Annotated in this window: 11 protein-coding genes and 1 other annotated feature; all 11 genes read right to left on the bottom strand. The window is 36.6% G+C overall.

Annotation, left to right across the window (positions count from 1 at the left end; translation table 11 throughout):
• Positions 1–100 precede the first annotated feature (100 nt).
• Positions 101–2,740, bottom strand: a complete 2,640-nt coding sequence (locus ACTQ5J_RS01280; RefSeq protein WP_441750762.1) for a valine--tRNA ligase — start codon at positions 2,738–2,740, stop codon at positions 101–103.
• 95 nt (positions 2,741–2,835) lie between these two features.
• Positions 2,836–3,040, bottom strand: a binding site (T-box leader).
• Positions 3,041–3,136: 96 nt separating this feature from the next.
• Complete coding sequence (locus ACTQ5J_RS01275; RefSeq protein WP_441750172.1) at positions 3,137–3,769, bottom strand: DNA-3-methyladenine glycosylase; 633 nt, start codon at positions 3,767–3,769, stop codon at positions 3,137–3,139.
• A gap of 10 nt (positions 3,770–3,779) precedes the next feature.
• Positions 3,780–4,511, bottom strand: a complete 732-nt coding sequence (locus ACTQ5J_RS01270) for an NAD-dependent protein deacylase (protein WP_441750171.1) — start codon at positions 4,509–4,511, stop codon at positions 3,780–3,782.
• Positions 4,512–4,632: 121 nt separating this feature from the next.
• Positions 4,633–5,124: a thiol peroxidase gene (locus tag ACTQ5J_RS01265; RefSeq protein ID WP_441750170.1), complete on the bottom strand. Its 492-nt coding sequence runs from the start codon at positions 5,122–5,124 to the stop codon at positions 4,633–4,635.
• Positions 5,125–5,238: 114 nt separating this feature from the next.
• Entirely contained in the window at positions 5,239–6,453 is a 1,215-nt protein-coding gene (gene thiI / locus ACTQ5J_RS01260) for a tRNA uracil 4-sulfurtransferase ThiI (protein ID WP_441750168.1), read from the bottom strand.
• Positions 6,454–6,467: 14 nt separating this feature from the next.
• Positions 6,468–7,604, bottom strand: a complete 1,137-nt coding sequence (locus ACTQ5J_RS01255; protein ID WP_441750167.1) for a cysteine desulfurase family protein — start codon at positions 7,602–7,604, stop codon at positions 6,468–6,470.
• A 178-nt stretch (positions 7,605–7,782) separates the two neighbouring features.
• Positions 7,783–9,507 carry a septation ring formation regulator EzrA gene (locus ACTQ5J_RS01250; RefSeq protein WP_441750166.1) on the bottom strand — a complete coding sequence of 575 codons (1,725 nt, stop codon included), beginning with the start codon at positions 9,505–9,507 and terminating at the stop codon, positions 7,783–7,785.
• 302 nt (positions 9,508–9,809) lie between these two features.
• Positions 9,810–10,418 (bottom strand): 30S ribosomal protein S4, encoded by a 609-nt coding sequence (rpsD, locus tag ACTQ5J_RS01245; RefSeq protein ID WP_441750164.1) that lies wholly within the window; start codon positions 10,416–10,418, stop codon positions 9,810–9,812.
• A gap of 234 nt (positions 10,419–10,652) precedes the next feature.
• Positions 10,653–11,318 carry an amino acid ABC transporter ATP-binding protein gene (locus tag ACTQ5J_RS01240; protein WP_441750163.1) on the bottom strand — a complete coding sequence of 222 codons (666 nt, stop codon included), beginning with the start codon at positions 11,316–11,318 and terminating at the stop codon, positions 10,653–10,655.
• Between the two features lie 14 nt (positions 11,319–11,332).
• Entirely contained in the window at positions 11,333–11,965 is a 633-nt protein-coding gene (locus ACTQ5J_RS01235; protein WP_441750162.1) for an amino acid ABC transporter permease, read from the bottom strand.
• A 36-nt stretch (positions 11,966–12,001) separates the two neighbouring features.
• A complete protein-coding gene (locus tag ACTQ5J_RS01230) occupies positions 12,002–12,802 on the bottom strand; it encodes an amino acid ABC transporter substrate-binding protein (protein WP_441750161.1) in 801 nt (266 codons plus the stop codon).
• Positions 12,803–13,144: the final 342 nt, after the last annotated feature.

Here is a 13,144-nt window from a genome sequence, read left to right as displayed (position 1 = left end):
TTTGTGTTACCACAGATATAATACACTTAACGTGTTTAATGCAAAAAGTTTCCATTGCAAACCTCAAAATCATGAGCACTTTGAGGTTAAGTTTTTAATATTATAAAAGCGTTTCGAGTTGGTTGATTCTCTCCGTAACAGCATCCAGTTGATTAACATAATCAGCTCGTTTGATGCGCTCTTCCTCCACAACTTTTTCAGGAGCCTTGCTTACGAAACCTTCGTTCGCAAGTTTCTTGTCGATCCGTTCTACTTCTTTATTTAATTTTTCTTGTTCTTGAGATAGACGCTTTATTTCGTCTTCAATTTTTATTAAACCTTCGAGAGGCATTAAAATTTGTGCGAAAGATAAGGTTTGTGAGACTACTTCATTAGGTGTTTCAGGATTTTCTGAGATAACTAGTGATTCTGGGTGACAGAAACGCTCAATATACGCTTTGTTCTCCTCTAGTAATTCTGCAACTTGTTTAGAATTCACTTTAATGAAAATATCAACTGCTTTTGATAACGGTGTATTCATTTCATTACGAATCGTACGTACACCACGAATTACTTCGATTAACTGATTCATAGCAGTGACAGCCTCTTCATTAATATAAGCTGCATTAACTGTTGGGTAATCGGCTACGACAATTGAAGATTTTTCACTTAATAATTGTTGCCAAATTTCTTCAGTAACAAAAGGCATAATTGGGTGTAATAAGCGTAGGAATTGGTCTAATACATAGATTAGAATACTTTTCGTTGTCTTATTATCTGATGAGTCATCTTGTAGACTTTCCTTAGTCATTTCGATATACCAATCACAGTAATCATCCCAAATAAAGTGATACAGAATTCGTCCAGCTTCACCAAATTCAAATTTATCAAATAAACGAGTAACAGCTTCAATCGTTGTTTGTAAACGAGATAAAATCCATTTATCAGCAACTGTTTGATCCTTACCAATTTCGATTTGGTCGATTGTCAAGTCGCCTACGTTCATTAAAACATAACGACTTGCGTTCCAAATCTTATTAATAAAGTTCCATGATGAGCTTAATTTCTCTTCACTATAACGAACATCTTGACCTGGTGTTGAACCATTGGCTAGGAACCATCTTAAAGCATCCACACCAAATTCATCGATTACATCCATTGGATCAATTCCGTTACCTAGCGACTTACTCATTTTACGACCGTCGGCATCACGAATCAAACCATGAATTAAGACGTTTTTAAATGGACGTTGACCTGTAAATTCTAAACTTTGGAAAATCATACGGCTTACCCAGAATGTTAAAATATCGTAACCAGTTACCAAAGTACTTGTTGGGAAGTAACGATCATAATCAGTGGATTCTTCCGGCCAACCCATTGTTGAAAATGGCCATAATGCAGAAGAGAACCAGGTATCTAAAACATCTTTATCTCTTTCCCATTCAGTCTCATTATTTGGAGCTGTTTCACCTACGTAAACTTCACCAGTTTCCTTATGATACCAGGCTGGAATTTGATGTCCCCACCATAATTGGCGCGAAATAACCCAGTCATGAATATTCTCCATCCAAGTTAAGAATGTTTGGTTAAAACGTGGAGGATAAAATTCAACCGCATCATCACTCTTTTGGTTTTGAATTGTTTTCTCAGCTAATGGTTGCATCTTAACAAACCATTGTGTAGATAAGTAAGGTTCAACAACTGCACCACTACGTTCTGAATGCCCTACACTATGTTCTAGTTCTTCAATTTTCACTAGATACCCTTGTGTTTTTAAATCAACTACTACTTGCTTTCTAGCTTCAAAACGATCAAGTTTAGCATACTCACCAGCATTTTCGTTCATCGATCCATCTAAATTCATAACATTTAAGCGTGGTAAATCGTGACGATTACCCACTTCAAAGTCATTAGGATCATGAGCTGGAGTAATTTTTACTACGCCCGTTCCAAATTCACGTTCAACATACTCATCAGCCACCACTGGAATCTCGCGATTCATTAATGGTAATAATACTTTCTGGCCAATTAGATGTTGGTATCTTTCATCTTCAGGATGAACGGCAATCGCAGTATCACCTAACATTGTTTCAGGGCGAGTCGTTGCAATTTCAACAAATTCATCTGAACCAACAATGGGATATTTAATGTGGTAAAACGCACCCTTAACATCCTTATGGATTACTTCAATATCTGATAATGCCGTTTGTGCTTTTGGATCCCAGTTAATGATGTATTCACCACGATAGATAAGTCCTTTGTTATATAAATCAACAAAGACTTTATTTACTGCTTTATTCAAACCAGCATCTAATGTAAATCGCTCACGTGAGTAATCAACAGATATTCCCATTTTAGACCATTGTGAACGGATTGTTCCAGCGTATTCTTCTTTCCAATCCCAAATTTGTTGCACAAATTCTTCTCGTCCCAAATCATGACGACTGATACCTTGTGTCGCTAATTTTTCTTCAACTTTTGCTTGAGTAGCAATCCCCGCATGGTCCATACCAGGTAACCACAATGTATCGAATCCTTGCATTCGTTTTTGACGAATCACCATATCTTGTAATGTTACATCCCACGCATGACCTAAGTGTAATTTCCCTGTCACATTTGGTGGTGGAATAACAATTGAGTAAGGTTCTGCTTCAGGATTTTCTGAAGGCTTGAACACTCCCGCTTCAATCCATTGTTCATAACGCCCCTCTTCAATACTTTGAGGATTATATTTCGTTGGCATTTCTTCTCTATTCAATATCCCGCTTCCTTTCACTCGCAAATTTATTAGTAGTCACTATCAATTAATAGAACTGAATGTATTAATTCTTCCCAATTTAAAACGCCCTATGCTTTACATAGGACGTTGGTTGACGTGGTACCACCTAATTTAAGAAATAATAACATTTCCGCTCGTTTATTGTTAACGAAGATTTCCTCCGTGAAGTACTACTTAACGTTCACACTTCAAGCTCCAAGCTACTTTCGTCAATTGTGAAAGCTTTCAGCGATTACTTTCTCTCTGTCTTTAATTAACTACTCTTCTCTTCATTGCTTAATATAGGGTCAGCTTTAGCCGACATATTAATCACAGTTTAGCAAAACATCGCCCATTAGACAAGTAGCTAATAATTAATTTATTTTGAATTTACACTCATTATTCTCGCCAACCCAAATTCTCTGATACTTCCCCTCTAAACCTGGAGACATAAGGATTTCCTTTCACATAAAAACGCAGCGGAGCATCTGTCCAACTGCCCTTATTATTGATACCAATTCGTCCTGATTTAAGGATTTTTCCAGGTGTTTTTCGGTTGTCCATTTCAAGTGATAAATTTGACTCTTGAATATGTTCTAAATTATATGCCATTGTAATTCCTAGAGCTTGGCTTAACTTTCCTGGACCATTCGTTAACTCGCGCCCTGTCCTTTTTCGACGCATTTCCATTATTGAAATGCCTTCGACTGGTTCGAGTGCTCGGATTAACACACCTTCCGGTTCGCCTACTTCTTGAGTCACAATATTCACTAACACATGGCTATGCATTTGATGGACATATAAGCTGCCGGCTCTTTCAAACATTGCTTGGATTCGTTTGGTATTGCGCCCATTAAAGCTATGAGCCGCTTCATCTATAACACCCACATAGGCTTCTGTTTCGACAATAAAACCAGCCGTGCGGCCTTCTTTCGTCTCATTGACAAGAAGACATCCTAACAGAGCCTGAGCTATTTCTTCCGTTTTAAAACCGCTTATTGTCCCTTGATAATAGTCCTCTAAGTTAATCATGTCTTCTCTTTCACTCCATTCGAGAAAAAACCTCATTTAGCGTGTCTTCAAAAACCACTGCATTCGGTAAATAGGTATGGATGGGTGTTTTGTTAATCACAACGAAATGTTCACCTTTGAAATAATTGATTAGTCCAGCGGCAGGATAAACAATCAATGAAGTTCCGGCAACAATTAACATATCAGCCTCCTCAATAGCAGAAATTGTCTCTTGAATTGTCTGTTGATTAAGTCCTTCTTCATATAAAACGATATCTGGTCTCACAATTCCATGATCTTCTTTACAGCGCGGAATCCCCTTGTCATCACGCGTCAATTCTTCCAATCGATAGTGTTTATGACAGTGTAAACAGTAATTCTCTAATACCGTACCATGTAGTTCTAATACTTTCTGACTCCCAGCTAATTGATGCAAACCATCAATATTTTGTGTGACGATTGTAATGTCCTTGCCTTGTCTTTCAAGCTCAACTAAAAATTCATGCGCTAAATTTGGTTTCGCTTCAGGATAAATCAATTTATCAAAATAGAATTCAAAAAATTCTTCCGGGTATCTCTCGAAGAAACTACGCGATATAATTTCTTCTGCAGAAAAATTCTTGCCTGTTGCTTGCATGAACAAACCTGTCGCTGAGCGAAAATCTGGTATGCCACTTGCTGTCGATACGCCCGCTCCACCAAAAAAGACAATTTTTTTGCTATCTGTTAATTTTTTTTGAAACTGCTCTATTTTATTCTCCATAAATCTTCCTCCATTTAGTATGCAAAGTTGCTAACAAGCCGGTAACACTCTACCGGAGAAATATAAAAAATCAGCGTATGCCTAAGCACCGCTGATTGTTCTGTATTGTAAAAGAATGTGCTTATAACTTTTCAGCAACTTCTAAGGCCGCCTCGTAGTTTGGCTCATTAACTACTTCGTCAACAATTTCCACGTATTTAATTGTACCATCAGTATCAACGACGAAAACCGCACGAGTTAGTAAGTCGTTTCCATCAAGCTCAATATCTAAACCATAAGCTTTACCGAAATCCCCCGTTGAATCTGTTAATGTATCGACAGTTAATTCATTCTCAGTATTCCATTGATTGAATTCTTCAACCGTATTACGACCAATTGTCACATATTGGATGTCTTTATCAGAAGTGACTTCATCAAAACGCTTTGTTTGTAATTCACAAGTTCTTGTTAAAACATTAGGTACTACACTTAAAATCGTTACTTTTCCAAACAAATCATTTAATGCAACTGTCTCACCTTTATCATTCACTAAATTAGCGTTAGGTGCTTTGTCTCCAACAGTAGGTTGTGTTCCTTTTACTTCTAATGGTGAACCATCAAATTTAACTTGCATACTCACATCATCCTTTCTCTTATATGTTCAGTATAACATTGTCAGAATATAAGTTCTAACCGAAAGACTTATGAGTCCTCGCAATCTTCCCTAATAAAAGAGTTGACTCAAATCCTACAGTAGTTCTGTAAAGTTTGCATATTGCTCCGTTAGGTAATGTTCATCAATCGTCATCACTTCTGTTTTTTCAACTGCTTCTTGAATTAGAGCAGGAATATCCAGTGCGGCTTCCATTTCTTGAATCGTATGCAATTTAGGTTTTGTTTTAGGCTTCTTCGGTGCAAATACAGTACAACAATCTTCGTAGGGTTCATTCGAAATATCATACGTTCCTATTTTTTCTGCAATACTAATAATTTCATTTTTATCGACTGCAATTAAAGGTCTTAGAATCGGTGTCGTTGTCACTTCATTGATAACACTCATGCTTTGTAATGTTTGAGAGGCTACTTGACCTAATGACTCACCATTAACAATCGCCATTGCTTTGTTTTTAAGTAACAGTTGATCCATAATCCTCAACATGATTCGTCGCATAACCGTCATCGAAAAATCTTCATGAATATGTTCTTTTATCTCTTCTTGAATACGCGCAAAGGGAACATTATGGAATTTCATTGGCGTGGAGTAACGAGCTAAAACAGCGGTTAATTTTTTCGCTTTTTCCAAGGCTTGAGGACTTGTATAAGGCGGACTACTGAAGTGAACGGCTTCGATTTCTAAACCACGTTTTAACATTTGATAGCCGGCTATCGGAGAGTCAAATCCTCCAGATAACATCAGCATTCCTTTACCGCTCGAACCATATGGTAAACCTCCCATACCTTGGACTGAAATCAGGCTTAAGTATGCCGCATCCTGTTGAATACTCACAGTTAATTTATAAGTTGCTTTTTTCATTTCAACATGCAGCTCTGGAAAAGCTTCACCTATCACATGACCAACTTCTCGCTGAATCTTCATAGAATCAAATTCAAACGAACGATCTGAGCGTTTAGCAACGACCTTGAATGAATCATTACTCTCAAATGTCAATTCTTTAAACAACTCAATCCCTTTTTCATAAATTGCTTCCATTGTTTTTTCAACTCGATAAGTCGGTTCGAAACGAGAAATACCTGGAACATCTTTTAAAACTTCAATCATTTCTTCATAACTCGCTTCTTCCCATTTAACATGCATAAAATCATGATGAGGTAAGATTTTTACTTTCTCTAATTCCTTTGTTTTATGACGAATATGTTCTGCCATTTTGTTTTGAAACATTCTGCGGTTTTTACCCTTAGTTGATAGCTCACCGTAGTGAATTAAAATTTGTTTATGTGTCATAATAGTTCCTTCCATTATTTAGAAAATTTATTTGTTACGACGTTGATTGCTTTAATCAAGCCAGCCACTTCTTGAGCCGTTGTGGTTTGAGACATACTGATTCGAATAGCTGAAGTGGATAGGTCCTCTGCAACACTCATCGCTTTTAATGTATGGTGCGTTTGATGCTTACGACTTGAACAAGCGCTCGTTGTCGATATAATGACTTGTTGTTCTTCAAACGCGTGGACAAGCACTTCTCCAGGGACTCCTGGATAAGCAGCACATATAATATGTTCACTTGCTGTATCTTCAGCAAATACGTGCCATTGCTTCTCTATTAACGATTCAATAATAGTCATTCGATATTGAGCAAGCATTTTTTTAACGCTGTCTTGTTGTTCATAAGCTAGTCTTAAAGCTTTAGCCGTTGCAACAATCGCTGGTAAGTTCTCCGTGCTACTACGAAGGCCAGATTCTTGACCTCCACCATATAGAAAAGGGTGTGAGTGAACTTTATTTCTTTTGGCCAAAATCCCCGCTCCACGAATGGAGTGAAACTTATGACTAGATAAACTAATTAAATCTATTCTAGAATTTAATAAGGACTCCATTTGAGTGGTTACCGCTTGGATACCATCAACATGCCAAACGATTTGAGGAAAGGACGCTAATCGTTTGGCAATACCCTCGATAGGTTGAATGCTGCCTACTTCATTATTAACAGCCATTGTTGAAACAAGGAGAACATCCTGAGCGAGTAACGCTTCTAAAGCGGCCATATCCAATAGTCCATCGCCATTAACAGGTGCTAAGTCAACAATGAAGCCCTGTTGCTCTAACACTGCAATTTGGGCGGTTATTGATGGGTGTTCAACACTCGATATAATGACGCGCTTTCTCTCTGGATGAAGTGCCTGTAAGGCAGGTAGAATTGCTTGAAAAACCCAATTGTTTACCTCAGTTCCACTTGATGCAAAGTATATCTCGTCTCTATTAAACTTTAGAATAGTGGCGATCTGTTGTCTTGCTTGTTTCATCAATGCTTTTGATTTTTCTCCCATTTGATGAATACTGGACGGATTGGCATAAAAATTTACAGCCACTTCCTGAACGACTTTCATGATTTCATGACTCGGTTGAGTGGTTGCACTATGGTCAAAATAAAACATCCTCAAACTCCTTTTTCTTAGCTATTGTCTACTTGTCTAAATTATTGCACTAATTATTATAACGAAACCGATTTGCTATTGTCTATAGAAGAACATTTAAGTCTAAATCTTTAGCACTATCCTCTAATACAAAAGAAAAGACAGAATGACCTAAGTCGATTCTGTCTCATAACTACAATTAATAAATTCTTGTTTGTTTTTCTTGGTGATACATACGTCTTACTTGGGTAGGCCCTTCTTGATCAATCCGACGTAACGCTTTTTCAATTACAGCTAAAGCGTCTTGATAACGATGTTCACGGTGGAATAGATATTGCGCTTCTTTAATTGCTTGATCCATATCTGGATAATCATAACGGAATCGATTACTATGTTGAATCATGTATTCAGTTAACATCGCACTATCGATAATCTCTTCAGTTAAACTTTCAAGTTGATCAAGGTGCTCTTCTAACTGACTAGCAGTCAGTTCAATCTCAGTCATATCGATACGAACACGGTTTAATTGTTTAGATAAGCTCTCAATCTCATCAGTGACTTGATAAAACTTAGTGAAATAATCTTCGCTCAAACCAGGTAAATGATGTTTTTCAACTTTACGTTTAATGTTACGCAAGTCTAATTCATACAAATCAAGATTGCTTTTAATTTCTTTTTCTCTGATTGTTAAACCAGACAAGTTCTCTACTAATTTGCGCTGCTTGTCATCAATATCATCGAAACGTTTTTTTAGTTTCTTAACAGATGCTTCAATTTTAGTAAAGATAGCATTATGTTCATTAATTTCTTTTGTAATGTCTCGGAACTTATTCTGTTCCATACGAATTTGTTCTGTCAATTCATTCACTTGATCTAATTCGCTGTTATGCAGAATATAACTCTGAGCGATACGATCCACTTCGATACCAGCATAGCGGTTATTTTCAACCACTTGTTTAATCTGGTCACGTAATTGGTTCACATTCTTATTAACATACTCTTTTGCTGCAATTTCTGATTCTAATAAATCATATAAAGAGTTAATTTCACGATCAGCCTTATCCATTAAAGTTTTAGCGTCTGATAAATCGGCGTTTTTAATTTCTTTTTTGGCATTGTTTAATTGCTCTTGAATCTCATCAATTTCTTCTGGAATATTGATGTTTTCGAAATTATAACGGCTGTCAATCATTCGTTGATAACCTTCACGTAAATCTGTTAATGAGTCTTCGTAGTCATTCTTAATTTTGTCATACATTGCTGGAATCTTTTCTAGAATTTCTTCTAAACTAGTCATATCAGCATCAATTGTGCTTAACATGTCTTGTGCTTCTAAGTGATCGCCATTTGTTGTATGTTCGTTGTATTTAGTGAAATTCAATTCTAAGTATTGTATATTCTTTTCTAAGGTTTCAATTGCAGGACCATAATCAAAACTTTGATTCATGATACTTTTACGAGCCGTGTTGTAACGCTCCAATAATTGTTCGTTACGTTCATGGTTTTCAGTATCAACTGAAAGTAAGTCTGTTAATTGTTCATGCAATTCATTCACTTGAATTTCTGTCTCGTCAAGAATTTCACGTGCTTGATTGACAGCTTTTTGAGCTTTTACTAAATTCATTTGTTCAAGGAATTGTTCAGAACCAACTAAAGCTGATTCAATTTCTGTAAATTGAAAGTTTGTGATGGTCTGCCAAGTTGCTACTAAGCTTTCATATTTACGCTTAGTTTGCCCTGATAAATTCATGTTTTTTAACGTATATAATTGATCAGCAATCGAGATTGCCATCATCTTCTCTTTTCGCTCTTCCAAGTCTCTTATGTCTTTATTGCGCTGGGTACGAAAATAATAAATAACTCCGTAAACAACCAGGACAATGACGACTATAATAAATAGTATGTCAGTAAATCTCAATTGCATTCTAGTTCGCTCCTCTGTTCCATCGTAATTATCTTTATTGGCAGTAGATGAATTTTCTCCGTAATTAATCACTCTATATTATAGCATTATAAATGTGTTAATTAAAGCGAAACCCAGTAATATTCATAAGATTTTATTTTTACTGAGTAGATCATTCACCCAACAACTGATGAGCATTAGACCCACAACTAAATTAATTGTTAATCTCAGAGTTTTAAGCGGTTTATCCCCCTCATAAAATCATAAGAAAACAGGTAAGAACCTAGCGATTCCTACCTGCTTCATTAGCAATAATTTAGCGATTAGCCTAATTTGTTGTAGTATTCAACGACTAGAGCTTCATCTACTTCAGCGTTTAATTCACTTCTTAGAGGCAAGCGAGTCATTTTACCTTCCATTGCAGTTTCGTCATAAGAAACGTACTCTAAACGAGTTACCATGTTTTCTAATGCTTCTTTAACTACTGCAACATCACGTGATGATTCACGTAAGCCGATAACTTGTTCCGGTTGAACTAAGTATGAAGGGATATCCACACGTTTACCATCTACAGTAATGTGACCGTGGTTAACTAATTGACGAGCTTGACGACGAGTTGAAGCAAAACCTAAACGGTATACTAAGTTATCTAAGCGAGTTTCAAGGATAACCATGAAGTTCTCACCGTGTTTACCTTCTTTGATTTTACCTGCTTTGTTGAACAAAGTCGCGAATTGACGTTCGTTCATTCCGTACATATGACGTAATTTTTGTTTTTCTTGTAATTGTAAAGCATACTCAGAAAGTTTTTTACGTGCATTACCATGTTGTCCTGGTGGGAATGGGCGTTTTGCTAATTCCTTACCTGTTTCTGTTAATGACACACCTAGACGACGTGATAATTTCCATGATGGACCTGTATATCTTGACATTTAAATTCCTCCAATAAAAGTTTTATGGAGTAAAATAACTTGATAAAAAAACCGAATGCGTGCAGTTTAACTTCAACTTTCGCATTAGCAGCCGCAGTTACTCGCTGACCTTCTCTAATTGACAAGGCGTTAGACTGTTGACGCGCTTTCTTTTTTTTCGCTGCATTATTTTACACTCCTATCATTATACAGAAAACATAATCTAATACAAGCACTTTTATTAAGTTGTTTTATTTAAATAAAGCTTGTTGATTCGATTACATTCGCTTGATCGCTTAGTTTTTCAACTAATGTCCGATCATGAGTAATGATAAGAATCATCATCCCTTGATTTTTCAATTGTAAAATTAGTTCTGCAACTTTAGAAACAGTATGTTCATCTAATGCAGAAGTTGGTTCATCGAAACATAGCATACTTGGTTTCATCATCATTGCTCTTGCGATAGAGACTCTTTGTTTTTGTCCACCTGATAATTGGCGGGGCTTCATGTCTTCTTTTCCAGGCAGTCCCATTTGTTCTAGTAAATCTTTAGCTTGAATGATTAATTGCTCGCGATCCCCCATTTTATTAGATAAAGGTGCTAATAGTAGATTCTCTAGGACTGTAAGATTAGGAAACAACTGATAATCCTGAAACACCAAACCAATTTTGTGTTGGTATTGTTTTATATTGTCATTCGATTGATAGACACCTTCTATCACTAATGGAATACCATCAAGTGAAATAGAACCTTTATCTACTGATTCAAGGTGATTAATCATCCTTAATAAAGTCGTCTTTCCACTTCCTGATTCTCCCAGAACAATCGTCAAGCGATCTGGTGTGACAGTAAAATCATACTGATCAATAATGACGTTTGATCCAAAACTTTTTGATATACCTGTAGCAATTAAACTCATTTGATTAACGCCTCCTAATCTGCAATTTTCTGTTCTATTTTATTTAGAATTAAAGTGGTGATTCCTGTGAACAGTAAGTAGATAATACCAACATACACAAATGGTAAAAGACTCGCACTCTGGTTGGCTAGGGTCCGTCCTGTTTTTAACAACTCATCTAGCCCCAGAATATAAATGAGCGAGGTATCTTTAATCAGACTTATTACTTCATTCCCCACTGATGGCATAACAATTTGCCATAACTGAGGCAAAATGACACGATATAAACCGGTCAAACGATTAATCGACAACACCTTCAACGCTTCATACTGACCAGAAGGTATCGCATTTAAGCCACCTCTAAAAATCTCTACAAAATAAGCCGCATAATTGATGATCAATGTAAACAAAGCAGATTCAAAGCGCCCCAAAACAATTCCGACAAAAGGTAAACCGAAAAAAACAAACATCATTTGAAGTAAAAGTGGCGTACCTCGAAACAGATAGACGTAAACACGAATAATGCTTCCCAACCACTTCGGTAGTTTCTGTTCAATTAAGGCTAACAACAACCCTAAAGGTATACTGCCTATCAGTGTCAGCATAAAAAATTGTAAAGTTGTTTTAAATCCTTCCATTAGTGGTTCAAACATCGTGAGTGATTCCATCGTCTAGCACTTCCTTCTACTATTTATATTGAGTGATTATTCCTGTTCTGCTTCAATTGCAGTGAACCAATTCGCTTTGATTTCATCAAATTTACCGTCTTCAATGATTTCAGCTAATGTAGCATTAAATTCTTCCACAAAGGCGTCATCTGATTTTCTGAAACCAACGCCATATTCTTCTTCTCCGAAGTTATCTTCTAACGTTCTATAATCTGCCGCTGAATCATTTTGTTCTAAGAAGTAGCTAGCTAGCGTTTCATCTACAACAATTGCATCCACACGCCCATTATTCAAATCACTAAAAACTTCTACAAAAGTTGCATAAGTGACTGGATCACTACCTAAAGTAGCGACAAACTCCTCATCAGCAAGGATAGCTTCTAATGATGCGGATTGCTCTTGAGTCGCTAAAACCTTACCAGCTAAATCCGCTTTAGACTTCACGTCACTATCAACTGGCACAATAATAATTTGACGGTTTTCAATATAAGGTTCTGAGAATAAAACGACTTCTTCTCTTTCAGGTGTAATGGAATAACCATTCCAAATCATATCGATATTACCAGTATTCAATTCAGTTTCTTTCATACTCCAATCAATTGGTTGGAACGAATAGTCAACTTCCATACGACCGAGTATTTCAGCTGCTAAATCCAAATCAAATCCTACATGGTCTCCTGCTTCATTCTTAAAGCCAAACGGAGCAAACGTATCGTCAAAACCAATCACTACTCCGGCCTCTCGATCAATTGTTTTACCACTTTGTGCAAATGCAGTACTTGGAGCGATTGAGAACACTACTAATAAACTTAATACTAACTTCACCATTTTTTTCATAACAATTCCCCCACTTTAATTTTATTATTCAACATTGTGTAGCAACAACAAATTTGACCTGCGCGACAGTCCAAGGCTTCACTACCTAAAAAAAACGTCCGTTAATCCAACTAGGGATTAAAGGACGTCATAACGTGGTTCCACCTTTATTCATGAAAACCTCACAGTTTTCATCTCATACAGTTAACAGAGTAACTGAAGCTATATCGTGGCAAACGGCAAAAATCATTTGAATTTAAGCTGTGTTGAAACAGGCTATTAGGATTTGCTTTTCAGCTACCGCAAACTCTCTTACAAAATAGTTCCTATCTCTTTGTCTTAAATTAAAACCAAATAGGTTTC

Source organism: Fundicoccus sp. Sow4_F4 (assembly GCF_052116145.1).
Lineage (GTDB): Bacteria > Bacillota > Bacilli > Lactobacillales > Aerococcaceae > Fundicoccus.
Note: the sequence above shows the minus strand (reverse complement) of the source record. Positions and strands in the feature narration are given on the sequence as shown.